Origin of the sequence: Kitasatospora sp. NPDC051853 (assembly GCF_044452665.1) — a bacterium.
Taxonomy (GTDB): domain Bacteria; phylum Actinomycetota; class Actinomycetes; order Streptomycetales; family Streptomycetaceae; genus Kitasatospora.
In genome coordinates this window covers 937,879-961,057 of sequence record NZ_JBITBY010000002.1, presented here as the reverse complement: position 1 = coordinate 961,057, position 23,179 = coordinate 937,879, and the positions used below count along the sequence as shown (strand labels likewise).

Genomic DNA, 23,179 nt, shown 5'->3' with positions numbered 1-23,179 from the left:
GGCGAAGCTGAGAACTTAAGCGCCAGTAAACGGCGGTGGTAACTATAACCATCCTAAGGTAGCGAAATTCCTTGTCGGGTAAGTTCCGACCTGCACGAATGGCGTAACGACTTCTCGACTGTCTCAACCATAGGCCCGGTGAAATTGCATTACGAGTAAAGATGCTCGTTTCGCGCAGCAGGACGGAAAGACCCCGGGACCTTTACTATAGCTTGATATTGGTGTTCGGTTCGGCTTGTGTAGGATAGGTGGGAGACTGTGAAACCCAAACGCCAGTTTGGGTGGAGTCGTCGTTGAAATACCACTCTGGTCGTGCTGGATGTCTAACCTGGGTCCGTGATCCGGATCAGGGACAGTGTCTGGTGGGTAGTTTAACTGGGGCGGTTGCCTCCTAAAGGGTAACGGAGGCGCCCAAAGGTTCCCTCAGCCTGGTTGGCAATCAGGTGTTGAGTGTAAGTGCACAAGGGAGCTTGACTGTGAGACCGACGGGTCGAGCAGGGACGAAAGTCGGGACTAGTGATCCGGCGGTGGCTTGTGGAAGCGCCGTCGCTCAACGGATAAAAGGTACCCCGGGGATAACAGGCTGATCTTCCCCAAGAGTCCATATCGACGGGATGGTTTGGCACCTCGATGTCGGCTCGTCGCATCCTGGGGCTGGAGTAGGTCCCAAGGGTTGGGCTGTTCGCCCATTAAAGCGGTACGCGAGCTGGGTTTAGAACGTCGTGAGACAGTTCGGTCCCTATCCGCTGTGCGCGTAGGAGTGTTGAGAAGGGCTGTCCCTAGTACGAGAGGACCGGGACGGACGAACCTCTGGTGTGCCAGTTGTCCTGCCAAGGGCATGGCTGGTTGGCTACGTTCGGGAGGGATAACCGCTGAAAGCATCTAAGCGGGAAGCCTGCTTCGAGATGAGCACTCCCACCTCCTTGAGAGGGTAAGGCTCCCAGTAGACGACTGGGTTGATAGGCCGGATGTGGAAGCCCTGTAAGGGGTGGAGCTGACCGGTACTAATAGGCCGAGGGCTTGTCCTCAGTTGCTCGCGTCCACTGTGTTGTTCTGAAACAACGACCCCACCCCGTTTGGTCACGGGGGTGGTGCGGTTGACAGTTTCATAGTGTTTCGGTGGTCATAGCGTGAGGGAAACGCCCGGTTACATTCCGAACCCGGAAGCTAAGCCTCACAGCGCCGATGGTACTGCAGGGGGGACCCTGTGGGAGAGTAGGACGCCGCCGAACAATCATTCAAGAGAAGCCCCCTGACGATTCGTCAGGGGGCTTCTCTGCGTTTCCGAAGGTATGGGCCGGCTGGTTGCCGACCCCCACCGGTGCACGGCACACTGACCGGTCATGGGTGGTGACCGGGAGCACGCGGCGGAGGACGACTTCAGGTCGTTCTACGAAGGTGCGTACGGTCAGTTGGTGGCCCATCTGTACGCGCTGACGGGGGATCTCGGCGAGGCCCAGGACGCGGCGCAGGAGGCGTTCGTCCGGGCCTGGAGCCACTGGGGGCGGCTGCGTGCGTACGAGAACCCGGTGGCCTGGGTGCGGCTGACGGGGCAGCGGATCGCGATCAGCCGGTGGCGGAGGGCGCGGACGGCGTTGCGGAGTTGGGTGCGGCACGGTGAGGGGCCGCCGGTGCCGGGGCCCGGGCCGGAGTCGGTCGCGTTGGTGGAGGCGTTGCGGCGGTTGCCGGAGGCGCAGCGGTCGGCGTTGGTGCTGCATCACATGGGGGGCCGGGCGGTGGCGGAGATCGCGGCGGACGAGGGTGTGCCGGTCGGGACGGTGAAGGCCCGGTTGCACCGGGGGCGGCAGGCCCTGGCGGAGTTGCTGGGGGAGGAGGAGGGGGAGGGTGGTTCGAAGCTGCCCCTCCAGCGGTCGGGGGGTCCGAAGCCGATGCCGGGGGTGCCGGTGGCGGTCCCGGTGACCGGTCCGGTGGGTGCGTCGGCGGTCTCTCCGGGGGGTGGGGACGAGGACGAGGTGGAGCCGGGCGGCCGGGAACTGACGGATGGTCAGGGGCGGGAGGTGGCGCCGGAGGAGCAGCCGGGGCCGTCCGTCTCCGATTCGGTGGTGCCGGCTCAACGGGCCCGTGAGGGGCGTACGTTGGACGGGACGCTGAGCTGCCGTGGCTGACAGGGCCGTGGGTGCCGGGGGCACCGAGAGGGCCGGGATGGCTGGGAGGAGGGCGGTCGTCGTGGAGGAGCAGGATCGTCCGGCCGTCTCGGCGGTCCGGCTTGAGCGGATGTTCGACGGGCTGCGGTCGGAGGTGACCACGCTGCGGATGCCTTCGTCGGAGGAGTTGCTCTGCCGGGCGGTGCGGCGCCGTCGGCGTCGGCGGGCCGGGATCGTGGCGGTGACGGGTGCGTTGACCTCGGCGGGGGTGTGGGGGTTGGCCACGTTCTGCGGGCCCGGTGAGGTGGGCGGGCAGGTGGCGGGGCTGGCCGGGCTGCCGGTGGAGCGGACGATCGCGCCGACCTTGCTGCTGCCGGGGCCGGTGGAGCTGGCGGGCGGGGCCGATGCGGTGATGCCGGTCGCGGACGGCGGGCGTGAACTCCTGTTGGGGCAGGCCGGGTTGCCGGTAGCGGAGGGCCGGTACGGGCCGTGGGGACCGTTGCTGGCGGGGGCTTCGACGTCCGGTCAGTCGGCGACGCAGGGGTGCGTGCCGCGGATCGTCGAGCTGCTGGAGGCCGACCGGCGGTGGGAGTTGGTGCGTCCGGACGAGGGCCGGGGGCTGGCCGTGCAGTACCTGTTGGAGTTCGACGGGGCGGCGGCCGCGGCCGGGGCGGAGCAGCGGTTGTTGGAGGCGGCCGAGTGCACGGTGCCGGGGGCCGGCTGGGTGGCGGGGGAGCGGACCCACCGGGCGGTGGCGTTGCGGACCTTCGAGGCGGGCAGCGATGGGCCGGAGCGGGTGGAGGAGCTCGCTGTGCGGCTGGCGGGGCGTCAGTTGGCTTTGATGCTGGTGCAGTACACGACGGACTCGACGCCGACCGGGCTGGCAGGGGCGGTGCTGGATCCGGAGTTCCGGGAGGCTTCCGAGGCGTTCGCGGCGCTGCCGTCGCCGGTGCCGCCGGTGCCGCCGGTGGTGCCCTCGGCGAGCGGGAGCCGGAGCGGCACCGGGAACTGAGGGGAGGACGCCCGGGGCGGGGTGGTCGTCGCCTTCCTGGGAGCCGGCTGGAGGAGTCACGAAAATTTCTCGGAATCCCGTGCAACCCGACCCCTGCCCGCGGCGTGTCCAGTACGAGCCCAGACCGGTGACGTGACGTCCCGGCCTCCGTGCTCGGGGTGCTGTGGGGAACAGGGGACTCCACAGCACCCCCGCCCGCCCTCTCGGGCCGCGCGCGTCAAGAGTCCGCTAAAACTACCGTTCGGCTCACCTGATCAGCGGATCTACGGGTAATCCACCGTAGGCTCAGGGGGTCGGACAGGTGTCCGGGGTGGGCCCCGGGCGGAGCGGGAACTGGTACGGATGGCGCGCGGCAGGCTGCGGATCTACCTCGGGGCGGCGCCCGGGGTCGGCAAGACGTACGCCATGCTCGCGGAGGCGCACCGCAGGGCGGAGCGCGGCACGGACGTGGTGGCGGCCTTCGTGGAGGACCACGGGCGGCGGCGGACCGCCGAGCTGACGGAGGGTCTGGAGCTGCTGCCGCGGCGGGAGCTGACGTACCGTGGGGCGGCCTTCGGGGAGCTGGACCTGGACGCGGTGCTGCGTCGGCGCCCGGCGGTGGCGCTGGTGGACGAGCTGGCCCACACCAACGTGCCGGGCAGCCGGAATGCCAAGCGCTGGCAGGACGTCGAGGAACTGCTGGAGGCCGGCATCGACGTGGTCTCCACCGTGAACATCCAGCACCTGGAGTCGCTGGGCGACGTGGTGGAGGGCATCACGGGGGTGCGGCAGCGGGAGACGGTGCCGGACGAGGTGGTGCGCCGGGCGGACCAGGTCGAGCTGGTGGACATGGACCCGGAGGCGCTGCGCCGCCGGCTGGCACACGGGAACGTGTACGCGCCGGAGAAGGTCGACGCCTCGCTGGCCAACTGGTTCCGGCCGGGGAACCTGACCGCGCTGCGCGAGCTGGCGCTGCTCTGGACGGCCGACCGGGTGGACGAGTACCTGCAGCGGTACCGGGCGGAGCACGGCATCGAGGGCACCTGGCAGGCCCGGGAGCGGATCGTGGTCGGCCTGACCGGCGGCCCCGAGGGCGCCACCCTGATCCGGCGGGCGGCCAGGATCGCCGACCGGGCCTCGGGCGGTGAGCTGCTGGCGGTGCACATCGCCCGCTCCGACGGGCTGTCGGCGCCGGTGGGCTCCTCGCGGACGCTGATCGAGCAGCGGGCCCTGGTGGAGAGCCTCGGCGGCAGCTTCCACACCGTGCTGGGCGACGACCCGGCACCGGCCCTGCTGGACTTCGCGCGCGGTGTGAACGCGACCCAGATCGTGCTGGGCTCCAGCCGCCGCCCGGCCTGGCAGTACGTGTGGGGCCCCGGGGTGGGCGCCACCGTCACCCGGGACAGCGGTGACATCGACGTGCACACCGTCACCCACGAGCAGGCGGCCCGGGGCCGGGGCACCCTGCCGGTCCGCCGGGTCACCGACCTGGGGCGGACCAGGACGCTGCTGGGCTGGCTGATCGGGGTCGGCGGTCCGCCGCTGCTCACCCTGCTGCTGATCCACGTGGACGGCCTGGGGCTCTCCACCGACATGCTGCTCTTCCTCTGCCTGACGGTCTGCGCGGCGCTGGTCGGCGGCCTCTACCCGGCGGTCGCCTCGGCGCTGGTGGCCTCCTCGGCGCTCAACTACTACTTCACGCCCCCGATCCACACCTTCACCATCTCCGAGCCGCGGAACATCCTGGCGGTGGCGATCTTCACCGCCGTCGGCATCGCGGTCGCCTCGGTGGTGGACCTGGCCGCCAGACGGACCCAGCAGGCCGCCCTGAGCCAGACCGAGGCGCAGTCGCTGAGCGCGCTGGCCGGGACGGTACTGCGCGGCACGCCGAACGGGAGCGGGATGCTGGACGCCCTGCTGGACCAGGTCCGGGAGACCTTCCAGCAGGAGTCCGCGGCGCTGCTGGAGCGTTCTGACGACCACTCACCCTGGCGTCCCGCGGCGGCGCGCGGCACCGATCCGCCGCAGCGGCCGGAGGACGGCGACGTGGACGTGCCGGTCGGCGACCATCTGGCGCTGGTGCTGCGCGGCCGGGTGCTGCCCGCCGCGGACCGTCGGCTGCTCGGCGCGTACGCGGCCCAGGGCGCCGCGCTGCTGGAGCGCCGCCGGCTGCTCGGCGAGGCCGCGGCCGCGCGCCGGGAGGCCGAGGGCAACCGCATCCGCACCGCCCTGCTGGCCGCCGTCTCGCACGACCTGCGCACCCCGCTGGCCGGGATCAAGGCCAACGTCTCCTCGCTGCGCGCCGAGGACGTGGAGTGGAGCGCCGAGGACGAGGCCGAGCTGCTGGCCGGGATCGAGACCGGTGCGGACCGGCTGGACCACCTGATCAACAACCTGCTCGACATGAGCCGCCTGCAGACCGGCACCGTCGCCCCGTTGGTCCGCGACACCGACCTGGACGAGGTGGTCCCGTACGCGCTGGGCGGCGTGCCGCCGGGGGCGGTGCGGCTGGACGTGCCGGAGTCGCTGCCGATGGTGCGGGCCGACGGCGGGCTGCTGGAGCGGGCGCTGGCCAACCTGGTGGAGAACGCCGTGAAGTACAGCGGCGACGTACTGGTGCGGGCCTCGGTGCTGGAGCGGCCGGGGGCCGGGCGGCGGGTCGAGGTGCGGATCGTGGACCGCGGGCCCGGGGTGCCGGTCGAGGCCCGGGAACGGATCTTCGCGCCGTTCCAGCGGTACGGCGACGCCCCGCGAGGGGCCGGCGTGGGCTTGGGGCTGGCGGTGGCCCGGGGCTTCCTGGAGGCGATGGACGGTACGGTCACCGCCGAGGACACCCCCGGGGGCGGGCTGACCATGGTGGTCGCGCTGCCCGCAGTAGACCTGGACGACATCGAGGGAAAGGCGGAGCCGGAATGACCCGGGTCCTCGTGGTGGACGACGAACCGCAGATCGTCCGCGCGCTGGTGATCAACCTCAAGGCCCGGAAGTACGAGGTGGACGCCGCCCATGACGGTGCGTCGGCCCTGGAACTGGCCGCGGCCAAGCACCCGGACGTGGTGCTGCTCGACCTCGGGCTGCCGGACATGGAGGGCGTGGAGGTGATCCGCGGGCTGCGGGGCTGGACCAGGGTGCCGATCATCGTGCTCTCGGCGCGGCATGCCTCGGACGAGAAGGTGGAGGCGCTGGACGCGGGGGCGGACGACTACGTCACCAAGCCGTTCGGGATGGACGAGCTGCTGGCCCGGATGCGGGCGGCGGTGCGGCGGGCCGAGCCGGTGGCGGGGGAGGACGACGCGGTGGTGGTCACCGAGGGGTTCACGGTGGACCTGGTGGCGAAGAAGGTCAACCGGGACGGTGCGGACATCCGGCTGACGCCGACCGAGTGGCACCTGCTGGAGGTGCTGGTGCGCAACGCCGGGCGGCTGGTCAGCCAGACCCAGCTGCTGCAGGAGGTCTGGGGGCCGGCCTACCGGACCGAGACCAACTACCTGCGGGTCTACCTGGCCCAGTTGCGGCGGAAGTTGGAGACCGACCCGAGCCACCCGCGGCACTTCATCACCGAGCCGGGCATGGGCTACCGCTTCGAGCCCTGACGGGCGGTCGGGGAGCGGGCGGCGGGCGGTCGGGGAGTGCCTCTCGCCCTGCCGTTCGGTGCTGTGAAACCGGTACCCTTCGGGCATGAGTGGTGACAACAGCAGCGAGCAGCCCCAGGGCCGTTTCCGCCGCATGCTCAGCCGCCTGACCTCCTCCGCCGAGGAGTTGGACGCGGCCGAGCTCCGGCAGGACACGGTGGAGGCCGGGTGCACCCCGATCGCGAGCGCGGGGGACCGCGAGGTGGTCACCGTGGCCGGGACCCTGCGCACCGTGACGCTCCGCCCCCGGGCGGGGGTGCCCGCGCTGGAGGCGGAGCTGTTCGACGGGACGGACGCCCTCGACGTGGTCTGGCTGGGCCGCCGTTCGATCATCGGGATAGAACCGGGCCGTCGCCTCATCGCGACCGGCCGGCTCAGCCACGCACGCGGGCGCCGCGTGCTCTTCAACCCCCGCTACGAACTGCGTCCGGCCGGACACGGGAGCGAGTGAGCGTGACCAACCTGCCCGGCGGCGAGCCCGCCACCCAGCTCGACCTGGCCAAGCCCGCCGATCCGGCGGCGGAGCCGGAGCGGGACGCCTCGAAGGAGGCCGCCGACACGGTGCTGCAGGCCTTCGGCGGTGTCCGCGGCATGGTCGACATGACCCTGCCCGGCCTGGTCTTCATCATCACCTTCAACGTCACCCACCAGGTGGCCCCGGCGGCCTGGGCGGCGCTCGGGCTGAGCCTGCTGTTCGTGGTGATCCGGCTGTTCCGCCGGGAGACGGTGCAGCACGCGTTCAGCGGGGTGTTCGGGGTCGCGCTCGGTGCGTGGATCTCGATGAAGACCGGCAAGGCGGAGAACTTCTACCTGCCCGGCCTGCTGTGGAACGTCGGCTACTGCGTCGCGCTGGCGGTCTCGGCGCTGGTCCGCTGGCCGATGATCGGCGTGATGCTCGGCCCGATCACCGGTGAGATGTTCACCTGGCGGACCAAGAACCCCGGGCGGCTGGCCGCGTACACCAAGGCGACCTGGGCGTGGGTGGTGATCATGGGCATCAAGCCGGTGATCCTCTTCCCGCTGTACTTCACCGGGAACGTCAACCTGCTGGGCTGGCTGAAGGTGGCGCTCGGCATCCCGCCGCTGCTGCTGGCGATGTACGTGACCTGGCAGATCCTGCTCAAGGCGCCGCCGCCGATCAAGGCGGAGGTCGAGGAGGAGCAGCAGGAGCAGAGCTGAGAAAAGGGCCCCCGAGGGGGCCCTTTTCCGTGCGTCCGGCCGAAGCGTTACTGCTGGGCGGAGCCCGCCGAGAGGAGCTCCTCGAGCTCCTCCTCGCGCTCCTGGGCGGCCACGAAGAGCAGCTCGTCGCCGCCGTCCAGGGTGTCGTCCTTGCCCGGCACCAGGACCCGGCCCTCGCGGATGATGGTGACCAGCGCGGTGTCGGCGGGCCAGGCGACGTCCCCGACCCGGGTGCCGACCAGGGCGGCGTCCGCGGCCAGGGTGAGCTCGACCAGGTTGGCGTTGCCCTGGCTGAAGCGCATCAGGCGGACCAGGTCGCCGACGCTGACGGCCTCCTCGACCAGCGCGGACATCAGGCGCGGGGTGGAGACGGCGACGTCCACGCCCCAGGACTCGTTGAAGAGCCACTCGTTCTTCGGGTTGTTGACCCGGGCGACCACCCGCGGCACGCCGTACTCGGTCTTGGCGAGCAGCGAGACGACGAGGTTGACCTTGTCGTCACCGGTGGCGGCGATCACCACGTGGCAGCGCTGGAGCGCGGCCTCGTCCAGCGAGGTGATCTCGCAGGCGTCGGCCAGCAGCCACTCGGCCATCGGGACGCGCTCGACCGAGATGGAGTTGGGGTTCTTGTCGATCAGGAGGACGTCGTGGCCGTTCTCCAGCAGCTCGCCCGCGATCGAGCGGCCGACCGCGCCGGCCCCGGCAATGGCGACTCGCATCAGTGCTCATCCTCCTGCGGACCCTGCGCGAACGCGGCCTCGACGGTGGTCAGGTCGGCGCGGCGCAGCATCACGTGCACCAGGTCGCCCTCCTGGACGACCAGCTGAGGGGTCGGCAGGACGCCCTCGCCGAGGCGGGTGAGGAAGGCGATCCGGGCGCCGGAGGCCTCCTCCAGCTCGGTGAGCCGGTGGCCGACCCAGTCGGGGGAGTAGGCGACCTCGGCGAGCTGGACGCTGCCGCTGGGGTCCTGCCAGAGCGGTTCGCCGCCGCTGGGGAGCAGGCGGCGCAGCATCTGGTCGGCGGTCCACCGGACGGTGGCGACGGTGGGGATGCCCAGGCGCTGGTAGACCTCGGCGCGGCGGGGGTCGTAGATCCGGGCCGCGACGTTCTCGACGCCGAAGTTCTCCCGGGCGACCCGGGCCGCGATGATGTTGGAGTTGTCACCGCTGGAGACGGCGGCGAAGGCGCCCGCCTCCTCGATGCCGGCCTCGCGCAGGGTGTCCTGGTCGAAGCCGACGCCGGTCACCCGGCGGCCGTTGAAGCCGGCGCCGAGCCGGCGGAAGGCGGTCGGGTCCTGGTCGACGACGGCCACCGAGTGACCCTGTTTCTCCAGCGCGCGGGCGAGCGCCGAGCCCACCCGGCCGCAGCCCATGATGACGATGTGCACGGGACGCCTACCTCACCTGGTCCGTGGGGAACATGACCTGCGCAGACACCGATCGTCATCCTTCCGCCCCCGTTCGCGGGGGTCATTCGGCCGAGTCGTTCGGCACCGTGTGTGGCGGGTGAACCGGATGGTTCCCGCGTCCTCATCATGCGACACGCTAGCCGGTCCTCCGAACACAGTCCCGAGGAAGGGGGCCACCGGAGCGCACCTCCACGGGGGGGAGCCCCTACGATTCCTCTGTGCCTATGCCTGCTGATCTACCGAAACGCATCCTGCTCGGTCGCGCCCTGCGCAGCGACAAGCTGGGCGAGACCCTGCTGCCCAAGCGCATCGCGCTGCCCGTGTTCGCCTCCGACGCGCTGTCCTCGGTGGCGTACGCCCCCGAGGAGATCCTGCTCACCCTGTCGGTGGCGGGCGTCTCGGCGATCCACTTCTCGTGGCAGATCGGCCTCGTGGTCGCCATCGTGATGCTCGCGGTGGTGGCCTCGTACCGGCAGAACGTGCACGCCTACCCGAGCGGTGGCGGTGACTACGAGGTGGCGACCGTCAACCACGGGCCGAACTCCGGTCTGGTGGTGGCGAGCGCGCTGCTGGTCGACTACATCCTGACGGTGGCGGTGTCCACGACCTCGGGCGTGGCGAACGTGGTCTCGGCGGTGCCGTCGCTGCGGGGCCACGAGATGGCGATCTCGATCATCCTGGTCGTGCTGCTGATGGGCATGAACCTGCGCGGGGTGCGGGAGTCGGGGACGGCGTTCGCGATCCCGACCTACGCGTTCATGGTCGGCATCATGGGCATGATCGGCTACGGCATGGTCCGCAGTGTGTTCTTCGGGGCGGACATGCCGGCCGAGAGCGCGGGCTTCCAGCTCCAGGCACTGCCCGGGGACGAGAACCTGGCCGGGTTCGCGCTGGTCTTCCTGCTGCTCAAGGCGTTCTCCTCGGGCTGTGCGGCGCTGACCGGCGTGGAGGCGATCTCCAACGGCGTGCCGGCCTTCCGCAAGCCGAAGAGCAGGAACGCGGCGACCACGCTGCTGATGATGGCGCTGTTCGCGGTCGTGATGTTCATGGGCATCATCTACCTGGCCCGGCTGACGGGTGCTCAGATGGCGGAGGACCCGAGCCAGCTGGTGGGGGCTCCGGCGGACTACCACCAGAAGACGGCGCTGGCGCAGATCAGCGAGGCGGTGTTCTCCAACTTCACCCCGGGCTTCTACTTCATCGCGGCGGTGACCGGCCTGATCCTGGTGCTGGCCGCCAACACGGCCTTCAACGGCTTCCCGGTGCTCGGCTCGATCCTGGCCCAGGACCGCTACCTGCCCCGGCAGCTGCACACCCGCGGTGACCGGCTGGCCTTCTCCAACGGCATCATCCTGCTGGCGGGCGCGGCGATCCTGTTCATCGTCGCCTTCGACGCGGACCCGACCCGGCTGATCCAGCTGTACATCGTCGGCGTCTTCGTCTCCTTCAACATGAGCCAGTCGGGCATGATCCGGCACTGGACCAGGCTGCTGCGGGTCGAGAAGGACCCGAAGAAGCGCTCGCACATGCAGCGCTCCCGGGCGATCAACGCCTTCGGCCTGCTGATGACCACGGCCGTGCTGATCGTGGTGCTGGCCACCAAGATCAGCCACGCCTGGATCGCGATCGCCGCGATGGTCGTGCTGTTCGTGATGATGAAGGCGATCCGCCGCCACTACGACCGGGTCTCGCGCGAGCTGGTCGCGGCCGAGGTGCCGGACGACGTGGTGCTGCCGACCCGGGTGCACGCCATCGTGCTGGTCTCCAAGCTGCACAAGCCGGCGCTGCGCGCGCTGGCGTACGCCCGGCTGGCGCGCTCGCACACCCTGGAGGCGGTCACGGTCAACGTGGACCCCAAGGACACCGAGGCGCTGCGCCGGGACTGGGACGAGCGCGGGATCGAGATCCCGCTGAAGGTGCTGGACTCGCCGTTCCGCGAGATCACCGGGCCGGTGCTGGACTACGTGAAGAACCTGCGCCGCTCCAGCCCGCGCGACGTGGTGATGGTCTACATCCCGGAGTACGTGGTCGGCCACTGGTACGAGCACCTGCTGCACAACCAGAGCGCGCTGCGGTTGAAGGGCCGTCTGCTGTTCAAGCCGGGCGTCATGGTGACCTCGGTCCCGTGGCAGCTGGAGTCCTCCGAGCGCAAGCGCCCGCAGAAGGCGTGGTCGGCTCCGGGTTCGGTGCGGCGCGGTGAACCGCGTCCGCAGCGCGTAGAGTCGAAGGCTTCCAGCAACGCCGCCAGCAACTCCACCAAGGACGCCGATTCGTGACCCGCAACAACCCGCCCCGTTCCTCCGGCGCCGGACGCTCCGGCGGTTCCGGCAAGGGATCCGGCAAGGCCAAGTCCACCGGCGGCAAGCCGGGGCAGGTGGCCCGTCCGCGCTGGAGCTCCAAGCCGGCCCGGCCGACGGCGACCGACCGTGACGGCTTCACCGCGCAGACCGCGCCGCGGGAGCGCGCGGAGGAGGGGTCGCAGGGCCAGGCCGGGCCGACCGCGGCGGCCGCCTCCGCCCTCTGGAAGAAGGGCAAGCTGCCCGGCGCCAAGGCCGCCGCCAAGGTGACCGCCGAGGCCGCCGGTGCGGGCGCCGGTAAGGGCGCGAAGAAGCAGACGGTGCGCCCGCCGAAGGCGCTGCGCACGGCGCAGCCGGTCGCGAAGGCGGCCCGTCCGGCGAAGGCGGCCAAGGCTCCGGCGGTGCCGCGGGTGCCGTCCGGCGACCCGCTGGTCGGCGAGCGGTACGAGGTCGAGGTCGGCCCGGTGGCGCACGGCGGCGGGCACTGCGTGGCGCGGCACGAGGGCCGGGTGCTGTTCGTCCGGCACGCGCTGCCGGGCGAGCGGGTGGTCGCCGAGGTGACCGAGGGCACCACCACCTCGCGTTTCCTGCGGGCGGACGCGGTGGAGGTGCTGGAGGCGGCCAAGGAGCGGATCCCCGCGCCGTGCCCGTTCGCCGGCCCCGGCAAGTGCGGGGGCTGCGACTGGCAGCACGTCACCCCGGGCGGGCAGCGCAAGCTGAAGGCGGCGGTGCTGACCGAGCAGCTGGCGAAGCTGGCCTCGCTGACGCCGGAGCAGGCGGGCTGGGACGGCAGCGTCGAGCCGGTCGGCGGCAAGCTGGCGCCGGGTGAGGTCCCGGCCTGGCGGACCCGGATGCAGTACGCGGTGGACCCGGCGAGCGGCAAGGTCGGTCTGCGGCGGCACCGCTCGCACGACATCGAGCCGGTGGACCGCTGCCTGATCGCGGCCGAGGGCGTCACCGAGCTCGGGGTGGAGGGCCGCAGCTGGCCCGGCGTCACCTCGGTCGAGGTGATCGCCGCCTCCGGGTCGTCGGACCGTCAGGTGATCCTGACCCCGGCGCCGGGCGCGCAGCTGCCGCTGGTGGAGCTGGACAAGCCGGTGTCGATCTCCCGGATCGACGAGCAGGAGCTGTTCCACCGGGTGCACGGCCGGACCTTCGTCCGGGAGCGGGCGGCCGGGCGGACCTGGCGGGTCTCCAACGGCGGCTTCTGGCAGATCCACCCCGAGGCGCCGGACACCCTGGTGGACGCGGTGCTGGACGGGCTGGACCCGCAGTGGGGCGAGAACGCGCTCGACCTGTACTGCGGTGTGGGCCTGTTCGCGGGCGCGCTGGCCGACCGGGTGGGCGAGGACGGGGCGGTGCTCGGCATCGAGTCGAGCAAGCAGGCCGTGGTCGACGCCCGGCACAACCTGGCCGAGGTGGACAACGTCCGGATCGAGTGCGACCGGGTGGAGACCCTGCTGCCGCGCACCGGCATCACCGAGACCGACCTGATCGTGCTGGACCCGCCGCGGGCGGGGGCCGGGCGGGAGACGGTCCGTCACCTGGCCGGCCTGGCGGCCCGCCGGATCGCGTACGTGGCCTGCGACCCGGCCGCGCTCGCCCGTGACCTGGCCTTCTTCCGCGAGGGCGGCTACTGGCCGGTCTCGCTGCGGGCCTTCGACCTGTTCCCGATGACCCACCACTTCGAGTGCGTGGCGATCCTGGAGCCGGTGGAGCCCGTCGAGGACGACCGGCCCGCCTGGGAGCGCTGACGCCCCCGCGCGGTGAGCCCGCTGACGCCCCGTCGGACCACGGTCCGGCGGGGCGTCGGTGTGTTCGGTAGCGCGAGCCGGGGGCGTGCGCCGGTCGGATCCGGCGTGCGCCCCGTTCGTAAGCCTTTTGCTCCTGGGGGTGGAAGGGTGTCCGCCGGGCGGGTGAAGCTTCCCCGTCCGGAGGTGAGGGAGCGGGGGGCGAACCACTAGGCATGGGTTCCAGGTCAAGTTCCGACTTGAGGGGGAATCACCCATGTCGTCCGTCCGTCACGCCGTCCTGGACGTGCTGCGCGCCCGCGGGATCACCACCGTCTTCGGCAACCCGGGCTCCACCGAGCTGCCGATGCTGCGGGACTTCCCGGCCGACTTCCGGTATGTGCTCGGCCTCCAGGAGGCCGTGGTGGTCGGGATGGCGGACGGCTACGCGCAGGCCGGCGGCCGTACGGCGCTGGTCAACCTGCACACCGGGCCCGGCACCGGCAACGCGATGGGCGCGATCCTCAACGCCCGGGCCAACCGCACCCCGATGGTGGTCACCGCCGGGCAGCAGGTGCGGGCGATGCTCACCATGGAGGCGCTGCTCAGCAACCCGCAGGCCACCCTGCTGCCGCAGCCCGCGGTGAAGTGGGCGTACGAGCCGCCGCGTCCGGCCGACGTGGCGCCGGCGCTGGCCCGGGCGGTGCAGCTGGCCGAGACCCCGCCGTGCGGGCCGGTGTTCCTGTCGCTGCCGATGGACGACTTCGAGGCGGAGCTGACGCCGGGTGAGCTGCGGGCGGCGCAGGCCGCCGCGGAGCGCCGGGTGGTGCACGCGGGGGTGCCCGACGCCGAAACGATCCGCTCGCTGGCCGGACGGATCAGCGGGGCGCGCAGCGCCGTCCTGGTGGTCGGCGACGACGTGGACGCGGCCGGGCCCGGCACCTGGGACGCGGTGCTGGCGCTGGCCGAGCACACCGGGCTGCCGGTCTGGGCGGCGCCGGTGGCCGGGCGGGTCTCCTTCCCGCGCAGCCACCCGCAGTACCGGGGCGAACTGCCGCCCGCCATCGCCCCGTTGGCGCGCTGCCTGGAGGGGCACGACCTGGTGGTGGTGATCGGGGCGCCGGTGTTCCGCTACTACCCGTACGTGCCGGGGGAGTACCTGCCGGAGGGGGCCGCGCTGGTGCTGCTCACCCGGGACGCGGAGGAAGCGGCCCGGGCACCGGTCGGTGACGCGGTGGTGGCCGATCTGGCGCTCACCGCACGGGCGTTGACGGAGCGGCTGGCGGCGGGGGCCGCGGCCGGCGGCGGGCCCGCGCAGCAGGCGGGGGAGACGCTCGGGGAGGACGGGCGGCTGAGCCCGTTCGGCGCGCTGCGGGCGGTGGCCGAGGGCGCGCCGGCCGGGACGCTCTGGGTGAACGAGTCGCCGTCCAACGTCCCGCAGTTCCACCGGGCGACCGCGATCAGCGCGCCCGGCTCCTACCTGTTCTCGGCCGGCGGCGGCCTCGGCTACGGGGCGGCCGCCGCGGTCGGTGCCCAACTCGCCGTCCCGGAGCGGCCGGTGGTCGCGGTGCTCGGGGACGGCTCGGTGCACTACGCCGTCCAGGCGCTGTGGACGGCGGCCCGCTACAACCTGCCGGTCACCTTCGTGGTGCTGAGCAACGCCCGCTACGCCATCCTCCAGTGGTTCGCCCAGGTGGAGCGCACCCCCGGGGTGCCCGGCCTGGACATCCCCGGGCTGGACATCACCGCCATCGCCACCGGCTACGGGGTGCGTGCCCACCGGGCCGTGGACGCGGCCGAAGTCACCAAGCTGGTGCGGGAGTCGACCGCGCGCAGGGACGGGCCGGTGCTGATCGACGTCCCGGTCGCCACCGAACTCCCCACCCTCTAGCGCCACTTCCGGAAGGCAGCGGAATGTCCGTCATCACCGAATCCACGCCGGCCGGCCGGCTGGCCGGCCGACTGGTCGCCCGGCTGGGCGAAGGCCTCCCGGCCCACGCGCTCTCCACCGACCCGGAGGCGCTGGCCGCCCACGCGCACGACGCCGCGCCGTTCTCCGAGCACGGCAGGCCGGCCGTGGTGGTCCACCCGGAGACCGCCGAGCAGGTGCAGCACGTGCTGCGCACCGCCTACGAGCTGGAGGTGCCGGTGGTCCCGCAGGGGGCCAGGACCGGCCTGGCCGGAGCGGCCAACGCCGAGGACGGCTGCGTCGTGCTCTCCACCACCCGGATGGACCGGATCCTGGAGATCGACCCGGCCAACCGGCTGGTGCGCTGCGAACCCGGCGTCGTGACGCGGGAGTTGGACCGCGCGGTGGCCGAGTACGGTCTGACCTACCCGCCCGACCCGGCCTCCTGGGCGGTCTGCACCATCGGCGGGAACATCGCCACCGGCGCGGGCGGCATCTGCTGCGTCAAGTACGGCGTCACCGCCGACTACGTGCTCGGCCTGGACGTGGTGCTGCCCGACGGGCGGCGGATGCGCACCGGCCGGGACACCGTGAAGGGCGTCGCCGGGTACGACCTGACCAGGCTGCTGGTCGGCTCCGAGGGCACCCTCGCGGTGGTGGTCGGGGCGACCCTGGCGCTGCGGCCCGCCCGGCCGCCGGCCCTGGCCATGCTGGCCCAGTTCGGCACCCTGCCCGCCGCGGGCGAGGCCGTCGCCGCGGTCACCGCCGCGGGCCACCTGCCCTCGGCGCTGGAACTGCTCGACCGCACCACCACCCGGGCGGTCGCGGGCCTCGGCCACCCGCTGCTCAACGGGGACCGGGCCGCCACCCTGATCGTGGAGAGCGACGCCGCCGACCCGGCCGCCGACCTGGCCGCGATGGCCGCCCTGTGCCGGGCCGCCGGCGCGGTCGAGCTGACGGTGGCGGCCGACCCGGACCAGAGCCGCCGGGTGATCGAGGCCCGGCGGATGGTCACCCCGGGCCTCCAGGCCATGGTGGCCCGGCTGCCCGGTGAGCCGACCGCCTTCATCGAGGACGTGGCGGTGCCGCGCACCCGGCTGGCCGAACTGGTCGGCCTGATCGAGGGCATCGCCCGCCACCACGACCTCACCATCGCCACCCTCGGCCACGCCGGGGACGGCAACCTGCACCCCACCGTGCTCTTCGACCGCACCGACCCGGACGCCACCCGGCGGGCCCGGGTCGCGTACGACGACATCATGGCCGCCGCCCTGGCCCTCGGCGGCACCAGCACCGGCGAGCACGGCATCGGCACCCTCAAACGGGACTGGCTGGCCCGCGAGCTGGACCCCGTCGCCCTGGAGCTGCAACGCGGGCTCAAGCGGCTGTTCGACCCGAAGAACCTGCTCAACCCGGGGAAGGTCGTGATCGCGTGACCCCGTCGGCACAGGCCCCGTCGGCGCAGGCCCTCGGCGAACCACGGGCGGCCGTGCCCCGCACCGGCCAACAGGTGCGGGCCGGCCGGGCGGAGACGCTGCGGTTCGTCTCCACCCACACCCTGCCCGCCTTCGTCCGGGGCGTGGCCTCCGCCCGGCCCGGCGTGGTCAGGGCCTACGCGGCGCTCGGCCAGTCCGCCTGGTCCTTCGCCACCCTGCGGGCCATGAAGCGCCGCCACGGCGGGGCGCCGGTGCTGGTCCGGGGGCTCTCCGGGCCGATGCTGGTGCTGCTCGACCGGGCCGAGGTGGAGCAGTTCTACGCCGCGCCGGTGCGGACCATGGCCATGGACGCGCCGGACAAGCACCGCAGCCTCTCCGTCTTCGAACCCACCGGCGTGATCTGCTCGCACGGCGACCTGCGCGAGCAGCGGCGCGCGGTCAACGACCAGGTGCTGGCGGCCGGCCGGCCGGTCCACCCGTCCTGCGGCCCGTTCCTGGCCGTGGTCGCGGAGGAGGCCCAGGCACTGACCGCCGGGCGGACCCTGGACAGCGCCGCACTCCAGCGGGCCGCCGGCCGGATCGGGCGGCGGACGGTGCTCGGGGACGCCGCGGCGGACGACCAGCACCTCACCGACCTGCTGCTCGCGCTGCGCCGCGAGGCCAACTGGATGGGCCTGCGCAAGGGCCGCCGCCGGGAGGCCGCCGCGCGGTACGCCCGGGCCGACGCCCGGCTGGCCGAGTACGCCGCCGACGCGCCGGAGCACACGCTGACCGGCCGGGCCCGGCTCCACCCGGACCCGACCGGGGAGGTCGACCCGGTCGGGCAGGCCCACCACTGGCTGCTGGCGCTCGACCTGCTCGGCACCATGCTCGCCCGCACCCTGCTGCTGCTCGCCGCCCACCCGGCGGAGCAGCACGCGGCGTGGGCGGAGGTGGACGCCCGGGCCGGCGGGCCGGCGGGGGAGGGGCTGCCGCGGGTGCGGGCCTGCGTGCAGGAGGCGCTGCGGCTGTTCCCGCTGGTGCCGGACCTGGTGCGGGTGACGCGGGCCGAGACCACCTGGCGGGGCGTCAGTCACCCGGCCGGGACGACGGTGCTGGTGCCGGCGGCCTTCCACCAGCGCGACCCGGAGCAGGTGCCGGGGGCGGACCTGTACGTCCCCGCGCGGTGGCTGGTGCCGGGGGCCGAACTCGACCTGGCGATCGCCCCGTTCAGCCACGGCGGGGGGCGGTGCCCGGGGACGGACCTGGGGCTGATGGTGCTCACCGCCCTGGTCGCGGAGGTCCTGCGCGGCCACCGGGTGACCGGCGGCCGTCCCGCCCTGGACATCCACCGCCCCCTCCCCGGCTCGGTCGACCTCTCCGCGCTCCGACTGGGCCTCGTCCCGCGCTAGGCCCTGGTCGTACGTGGTCACGCCGCCGGGGGCGCGGGGAACTGCGCGCAGGGGAACGGCAGCACGTGCAACCGGCTGACGGAGCCTCAGTTGCAGGTGGGCCGCCTTCCGAAGCGCGCAGTTCCCCGCGCCCCCGGGGTAACCACTTACCTGTCCCCGTCAGGAGATCCGATCCCGATGCCCCACACCCTGGCCACCGAGCCGGACGTCGCCACCCTCAACCACCTGTGCCGCGAACTCGCCGAGGCCGCCGAGGCGGTGGGCGAGGCCGCCGCGTACGTCTCCGAACTGGCGCTGGGCGCCCAGGCCCCGACGGCCGTCCGCCGCGGTGCCTGGCGCAGCCTGCTGCGGACGCTGACCGACCCGGCCGGCCTCGGCTGGGCGCCGCGCGGTCGCGGCCCGCTGGCCCGGGCGGCCTGGCTGGCGGGGGTGGTCACCAGCCGGGAGAGCCTGGCGGTCAGCCTGGCCGTGGCCGGGCTGAAGGCGCGGATCCGGGCGGCCGCCGTGACCCACCCGGAGCTGCTGGAGAACCCGTCCACCAGCCGCATCCTGGCCGCCATCGAGCAGGACCGGCAGCGCGACGCCGTCCGGATCTTCAAGTCCCTGCTGGAGAGCGACGGCGCCGAGCACGCCTTCGCGATGCTGGCGCCGTCCTTCGCCGACATCCTGGCCTGGAACGCGCTGACCGACGAGAACCCGTTCAACGACACGGCCGGCTGGCAGGTGGCGACCGGGAAGGCGATGACCGCTGAGCCGCTGCTCGGACTCGGGGCCGGCTTCTGGGAGTTCTTCGACCGGGGCCCCGGCCGGGCCGAGCCGCTGGTGCCGGACGCCGCACTGGTCGCCGGGCTGGACAGCACCGGCACCATCACCGGGTACGTGCGCAACATCGACCTGATCAGCACCGGCGGGACCCTGCTGGTGCAGCAGGTGGCCGGGCCGGACGGGGTGCTCCGGTACGTGGTCCAACTCGCGGGCATGGCACGGAGCTTCAACGCCGAGAGCCCGCAGGACATGGTGGGCGCCTTCAACGCCGTCGGCCGCCCGGACTCGCCGTACTCGCGGGCGGTGGCCAAGGCGCTGCGCTCCTTCATCCCCTCCGGCGCCGAACTGGCCCTGATCGGCCACAGCCAGGGCGGGGTCACCGCGATGAACCTGGCGGGGAACCGGGACCTGACCGCCCTCTACACCGTCACCCACGTGGTGGCGATCGGCTCCCCGATCGACGCCAAGCGCCCGGCCGACCCGAGGACCAAGGTCTTCTCGCTGGTGAACGAGCACGACATCGTGCCGAGCCTGGAGGGCCGTTCGGCCATCTCGCCGTACGCGCTGCCGGCCGGGTTCACCGAGTACACCTGGGTCGACGACACCCGGGCCTTCCCGCTCTGCCACGCCGCCGAGCGCTACGCGCACAACCTGGAGTTCGAGGCCACCGATGCCGCCGCCCACGTGGATGCCGAACTGGCGCCGTACCGCGGCCGGGTGACCGGCAACCGCCTCTTCTCGCTCTACGACCGCTGAGGACCGCGATGACCGAGACCAGCACACCCCGCAGCGAGCCCGCCGCCGCTCCCGCGGTCCCCGCCACTTCCGCGGTCCCCGCCGCCCGCCGTCCCCAGTCCGCTGGGCCGGCCCCCGCGCAGGCCCCCGCCTACGGGCCGCCCGGTGCGCTGGAGCGCCTGGGGTCGGCGGTCTTCGCCCGGGTCAACCGGCGCCGGGAGTGGCACCAACTCCCGGCGCCGATCGGCCTGGTGAACCTCAAGGTGATCCGCGACGAGCTGCGCCGCCACAACCTGTACGACACCTACGGCGCGGGCGGCGAGCGGCCGCGCCGGCCGAGCGCGACGCTGCTGCCGTACCGCTCCTACGACGGCTCCGGCTACGACCCGGACGACGAGGACATGGGACGGGCCGGCACCCGGCTGGACCGCAACGCCCCGTTGGAGCTCTGCCACCCGGGCGGCGAACGGGAGTTGATGACCCCGAGCCCGCGCGAGGTCAGCCGGGAGCTGCTGGCCCGGCGGTCCTTCGTCCCGGCCCGCAGCCTCAACCTGCTGGCGGCGGCCTGGATCCAGTTCGAGAACCACGGCTGGGCCAACCACGGCGACAACGCGGCGGCCGAGCCGTTCACCGTCCCGCTGGCGGCGGACGACGACTGGGCCGAGTGCCCGATGCGGGTCAGGCGCACCCGCCCGGACCCGCTGGCGCACACCACGCCCGACGCGCCGCCCACCTACGAGAACACCCTCACCCACTGGTGGGACGGCTCCCAGATCTACGGCTCCGACGAGGCCACCTGCCGGTCGCTGCGCACCGGGGAGGACGGCCGGATGGCGCTGCCCGGCGGCCGGCTGCCGGTCGACCCGCGCCCGGGGATGGGCTGCCTGGACGCCACCGGGATGAACGGGGACTACTGGGCGGGGCTCTCGCTGCTGCACACCCTGTTCGCCAAGGAGCACAACGCGATCTGCGGCCACCTGCGCTCCCACTACCCGACCTGGGACGACGAACGGCTGTTCCACACCGCCCGGTTGGTGAACACCGCGCTGATGGCGAAGATCCACACCGTGGAGTGGACCCCGGGCATCCTCGACACCCCGGTGCTGCGCCGGGCCATGAACGCCAACTGGTACGGCGTGCTGCCCCGTTGGGTGAGCCGCAGGTTCGGCCGGATCGGCCGGGGGGAGATGCTCAGCGGCATCCTCGGCTCGCCGACCGAGCACCACGCGGCGCCGTTCTCGATGACCGAGGAGTTCGTCTCGGCCTACCGGCTGCACCCGCTGATCCCGGACGAGCTGATCGTCCGGGACCACCGCGGCGGCGGCGTCCGGCGCAGCATCGGCCTCGACGACATGGAGGGCGCCGCCACCCGCAGCTCGGTGGACCAGTACGGGATGAGCGACCTCCTCTACTCCTTCGGCACCGCCCACCCCGGCGCCCTGGTGCTCCACAACCACCCCGACGGGCTGCGGAACCTGGCCCGGCTGACCGGCGAGCACCTGGACCTCGGCACGGTGGACGTGCTGCGCGACCGCGAGCGCGGCATCCCGCGCTACAACGCCTACCGGCAGATGCTGCGCAAGCGCCCGGTCACCTCCTTCGAGGAGCTGACGGGCGGTCAACAGGCCGACGCCAAACTGCTGGAGGAGGTCTACCAGGGCCGGCTGGACCTGGTGGACACCCTGGTTGGGAACCTGGCCGAGCCGCGCCCGGCCGGGTTCGGCTTCAGCGACTCGCTGTTCCGGATCTTCGTGCTGATGGCCAGCCGGCGGCTGAAGAGCGACCGCTTCTTCACCACCGACTACCGCCCCGAGGTCTACACCCCCGAGGGCCTGCGCTGGGTCGACCGCACCACCATGGTGACGGTCCTGCTCCGGCACCACCCCGAACTCACCCACGCCCTCGACGGCGTGACCAACGCCTTCGCCCCCTGGAGCCGACCGTGACCGAGTTCCCCGCCGCCCGCCGTCCCCAGCCCGCCGGCCCGGTCGCCGGGCTGCGCCTGCACGCCACCGCGCTGCGCGAGCACGAGGAGCGGCTGCTCAAGGCCGTCGCCGCGTTGGGCTGGGAGGGCCCGCAGGCCGAGGCCTTCCGGGAACGGATCACCGAACTGGCCGCGCGCTGCGGTGCGGCGGCCGACGGGCTGGCCCGGTCGGCGGCCCGGCTCGGCGGGCCCGTGGGCGGGCCGGCGGGTGCGGCGGCAGCTGCGGCGGCGGGCACGGCGGTGGGTGGTGCGCCGGGCGGGCCCGTGGGCGGGTCGGCGGGTGGCTCGGCGACCGGCCGGCCGGGGACGAGAGGCGGGCGGAAGGGTGTCTGACGTCCCGTCCGCCGGTGCGCGTGCGGGGGAGCGTACGGTCGGCGCGCACGCGGGGGAGCCGCCGTCCGCACCACCGCCCTCGACGCGCACCACCGCCCTGCGGCTCGGCGCGGCCTGTCTCGGGGCCGTCCCCGCGGTGGTGCTGCGGCTGGCCGGGGTGCACCCGGCACCGGTGCCCGGGATGCTGCTGTTCGGGCTCGGGGTGCTCTCCGCCGCGCTGCTGCTGATGTGGGCGGCGGAGACCGCCCGGGCCGACATCGCGGGGCCGCTGGCGCTGGCGCTGCTGGCGTTCATCGCGGTGCTGCCCGAGTACGCCGTGGACCTCTGGTTCGCGTACACGGCCGGCTCCAAGCCGGAGTACGCCGCGTACGCCGCCGCCAACATGACCGGCGCGAACCGGCTGCTGGTCGGCGTGGGGTGGCCGCTGGTGGCGCTCGCCGCGTACGTCGCGGCCCGGCGGGCGGGAGTGCGCCCCGGCGTGAGCCTGCGCGAACACCGCCGGATCGACGTCGCGTTCCTCGGTGCGGCCGCCGTCTTCGCCTTCCTGATGCCACTGACCAGGGAGATCTCCTGGCTGGTCGCCGTCGTGCTGATCGCCTGGTACGGCTGCTACCTCTACCGGATCGGCCGGTGCAGCGAGACCGACGAGGAGGAACTGATCGGCGTCCCGGCCCGGTTGGCCGCCCTCCCGGCCCGGCGCCGTCGCCCGACCACGGTGCTGGTGTTCGCGGTGGCGGCCGCCGTGGTCTTCGCCTGTGCCGAGCCCTTCGCCACCTCGCTGGTGGACGCCGGGGCCTCGCTGGGCATCGACCGCTTCCTGCTGGTGCAGTGGCTGGCCCCGCTGGCCTCGGAGGCCCCCGAGCTGATCGTCGCGGTGGTCTTCGCCTGGCGGCTGCGCGGCGACGACGGCCTCGGCGCCCTGCTCTCCAGCAAGGTGAACCAGTGGACCCTGCTGATCGCCTGCCTCCCGCTGGCCTACGCGGCGGGCGGCGGCAGTTGGGCGCTCCCGCTGGTCGAACGGCAGGTGGACGAGGTGCTGCTGACGGCGGCCCAGACCCTGCTGGCCGTCGTCCTGCTGCTGGACCTGCGCTTCCTGCCGTGGAAGGCGGGCCTGCTCTTCGTCCTGTTCGTGGTGCAGTTCGTCCTCCCGGGCGAGAACGACCGGCTGGTCCTCAGCTACGTCTACCTGGCCCTGGCACTCGTCCTGCTCACCCGGCAGTGGCGCGAACTCCCGCCCACGACCCGGGCCCTGGCCGGGAAAATCGAGGGCGACCCGCACTGACC

At 73.0% G+C, this 23,179-nt stretch carries 17 protein-coding genes and 2 rRNA genes; 17 read left to right on the top strand and 2 right to left on the bottom strand.

What is annotated here, in order from left to right; genetic code table 11:
• The 8 genes from ACIA8O_RS09050 to ACIA8O_RS09015 form a co-directional block, all read left to right on the top strand.
• A 23S ribosomal RNA gene (locus ACIA8O_RS09050) occupies positions 1–1,028 on the top strand; the annotation flags it as partial.
• Between the two features lie 87 nt (positions 1,029–1,115).
• Positions 1,116–1,232: ribosomal RNA gene (gene rrf, locus ACIA8O_RS09045) — 5S ribosomal RNA — on the top strand.
• A gap of 111 nt (positions 1,233–1,343) precedes the next feature.
• On the top strand, positions 1,344–2,126 hold the full coding sequence (locus ACIA8O_RS09040; RefSeq protein WP_396292922.1) for a SigE family RNA polymerase sigma factor: 783 nt from the start codon (positions 1,344–1,346) through the stop codon (positions 2,124–2,126).
• Positions 2,127–2,187: 61 nt separating this feature from the next.
• The gene (locus ACIA8O_RS09035) at positions 2,188–3,117 is read left to right on the top strand and encodes a hypothetical protein (RefSeq protein WP_396292921.1); all 930 of its coding nucleotides are present in this window, start codon (positions 2,188–2,190) and stop codon (positions 3,115–3,117) included.
• A 342-nt stretch (positions 3,118–3,459) separates the two neighbouring features.
• A complete protein-coding gene (locus tag ACIA8O_RS09030) occupies positions 3,460–6,012 on the top strand; it encodes a DUF4118 domain-containing protein (RefSeq protein WP_396292920.1) in 2,553 nt (850 codons plus the stop codon).
• Positions 6,009–6,689 (top strand): response regulator, encoded by a 681-nt coding sequence (locus ACIA8O_RS09025; RefSeq protein WP_396292919.1) that lies wholly within the window; start codon positions 6,009–6,011, stop codon positions 6,687–6,689. Before ACIA8O_RS09030 ends, ACIA8O_RS09025 begins: the two co-directional genes overlap by 4 nt.
• An 85-nt stretch (positions 6,690–6,774) precedes the next feature.
• Entirely contained in the window at positions 6,775–7,179 is a 405-nt protein-coding gene (locus ACIA8O_RS09020) for an OB-fold nucleic acid binding domain-containing protein (RefSeq protein ID WP_345290873.1), read from the top strand.
• Positions 7,180–7,181: 2 nt separating this feature from the next.
• Positions 7,182–7,907, top strand: coding sequence for a DUF3159 domain-containing protein (locus ACIA8O_RS09015; RefSeq protein WP_396292918.1), 726 nt, complete (start codon positions 7,182–7,184; stop codon positions 7,905–7,907).
• Between the two features lie 47 nt (positions 7,908–7,954).
• Here the strand turns inward: ACIA8O_RS09015 and ACIA8O_RS09010 are convergent, their stop codons facing one another.
• Together ACIA8O_RS09010 and ACIA8O_RS09005 are read right to left on the bottom strand one after the other, a co-directional pair.
• Positions 7,955–8,626 carry a potassium channel family protein gene (locus tag ACIA8O_RS09010; RefSeq protein WP_396292916.1) on the bottom strand — a complete coding sequence of 224 codons (672 nt, stop codon included), beginning with the start codon at positions 8,624–8,626 and terminating at the stop codon, positions 7,955–7,957.
• The gene (locus ACIA8O_RS09005; RefSeq protein WP_396292915.1) at positions 8,626–9,294 is read right to left on the bottom strand and encodes a potassium channel family protein; all 669 of its coding nucleotides are present in this window, start codon (positions 9,292–9,294) and stop codon (positions 8,626–8,628) included. The genes ACIA8O_RS09010 and ACIA8O_RS09005 overlap by 1 nt, the downstream gene beginning before the upstream one ends.
• A 245-nt stretch (positions 9,295–9,539) precedes the next feature.
• On the opposite strand from ACIA8O_RS09005, the gene ACIA8O_RS09000 reads away from it, so the two are divergent.
• The 9 genes from ACIA8O_RS09000 (at position 9,540) to ACIA8O_RS08960 (ending at position 23,177) form a co-directional block, all read left to right on the top strand.
• Positions 9,540–11,591, top strand: coding sequence for an APC family permease (locus ACIA8O_RS09000; RefSeq protein ID WP_396292914.1), 2,052 nt, complete (start codon positions 9,540–9,542; stop codon positions 11,589–11,591).
• Positions 11,592–12,022: 431 nt separating this feature from the next.
• The gene (locus ACIA8O_RS08995; protein WP_396292960.1) at positions 12,023–13,366 is read left to right on the top strand and encodes a class I SAM-dependent RNA methyltransferase; all 1,344 of its coding nucleotides are present in this window, start codon (positions 12,023–12,025) and stop codon (positions 13,364–13,366) included.
• A gap of 253 nt (positions 13,367–13,619) precedes the next feature.
• Positions 13,620–15,233 (top strand): benzoylformate decarboxylase, encoded by a 1,614-nt coding sequence (gene mdlC, locus ACIA8O_RS08990; RefSeq protein WP_396292913.1) that lies wholly within the window; start codon positions 13,620–13,622, stop codon positions 15,231–15,233.
• 23 nt (positions 15,234–15,256) lie between these two features.
• Entirely contained in the window at positions 15,257–16,687 is a 1,431-nt protein-coding gene (locus tag ACIA8O_RS08985) for an FAD-binding oxidoreductase (protein ID WP_396292912.1), read from the top strand.
• Complete coding sequence (locus ACIA8O_RS08980) at positions 16,684–18,078, top strand: cytochrome P450 (protein ID WP_396292911.1); 1,395 nt, start codon at positions 16,684–16,686, stop codon at positions 18,076–18,078. The genes ACIA8O_RS08985 and ACIA8O_RS08980 overlap by 4 nt, the downstream gene beginning before the upstream one ends.
• A gap of 177 nt (positions 18,079–18,255) precedes the next feature.
• Positions 18,256–19,599: a hypothetical protein gene (locus tag ACIA8O_RS08975; RefSeq protein WP_396292910.1), complete on the top strand. Its 1,344-nt coding sequence runs from the start codon at positions 18,256–18,258 to the stop codon at positions 19,597–19,599.
• Positions 19,600–19,607: 8 nt separating this feature from the next.
• Positions 19,608–21,524 carry a peroxidase family protein gene (locus ACIA8O_RS08970; RefSeq protein WP_396292909.1) on the top strand — a complete coding sequence of 639 codons (1,917 nt, stop codon included), beginning with the start codon at positions 19,608–19,610 and terminating at the stop codon, positions 21,522–21,524.
• A complete protein-coding gene (locus ACIA8O_RS08965) occupies positions 21,521–21,895 on the top strand; it encodes a hypothetical protein (RefSeq protein ID WP_396292908.1) in 375 nt (124 codons plus the stop codon). Before ACIA8O_RS08970 ends, ACIA8O_RS08965 begins: the two co-directional genes overlap by 4 nt.
• Positions 21,888–23,177: a hypothetical protein gene (locus ACIA8O_RS08960; RefSeq protein WP_396292907.1), complete on the top strand. Its 1,290-nt coding sequence runs from the start codon at positions 21,888–21,890 to the stop codon at positions 23,175–23,177. Before ACIA8O_RS08965 ends, ACIA8O_RS08960 begins: the two co-directional genes overlap by 8 nt.
• Positions 23,178–23,179: the final 2 nt, after the last annotated feature.

What these genes read in the sequence shown, in the direction of transcription:
- ACIA8O_RS09000 (WP_396292914.1), top strand. Translation starts at nt 9,540, where the DNA reads ATGCCTGCTGATCTACCGAAACGCATCCTGCTCGGTCGCGCCCTGCGC.
- ACIA8O_RS08970 (WP_396292909.1), top strand. Translation starts at nt 19,608, where the DNA reads ATGACCGAGACCAGCACACCCCGCAGCGAGCCCGCCGCCGCTCCCGCG.
- ACIA8O_RS09010 (WP_396292916.1), bottom strand. Translation starts at nt 8,626, where the DNA reads ATGCGAGTCGCCATTGCCGGGGCCGGCGCGGTCGGCCGCTCGATCGCG.
- ACIA8O_RS09025 (WP_396292919.1), top strand. Translation starts at nt 6,009, where the DNA reads ATGACCCGGGTCCTCGTGGTGGACGACGAACCGCAGATCGTCCGCGCG.
- ACIA8O_RS09040 (WP_396292922.1), top strand. Translation starts at nt 1,344, where the DNA reads ATGGGTGGTGACCGGGAGCACGCGGCGGAGGACGACTTCAGGTCGTTC.
- mdlC (WP_396292913.1), top strand. Translation starts at nt 13,620, where the DNA reads ATGTCGTCCGTCCGTCACGCCGTCCTGGACGTGCTGCGCGCCCGCGGG.
- ACIA8O_RS08975 (WP_396292910.1), top strand. Translation starts at nt 18,256, where the DNA reads ATGCCCCACACCCTGGCCACCGAGCCGGACGTCGCCACCCTCAACCAC.
- ACIA8O_RS09030 (WP_396292920.1), top strand. Translation starts at nt 3,460, where the DNA reads ATGGCGCGCGGCAGGCTGCGGATCTACCTCGGGGCGGCGCCCGGGGTC.
- ACIA8O_RS09020 (WP_345290873.1), top strand. Translation starts at nt 6,775, where the DNA reads ATGAGTGGTGACAACAGCAGCGAGCAGCCCCAGGGCCGTTTCCGCCGC.
- ACIA8O_RS08985 (WP_396292912.1), top strand. Translation starts at nt 15,257, where the DNA reads ATGTCCGTCATCACCGAATCCACGCCGGCCGGCCGGCTGGCCGGCCGA.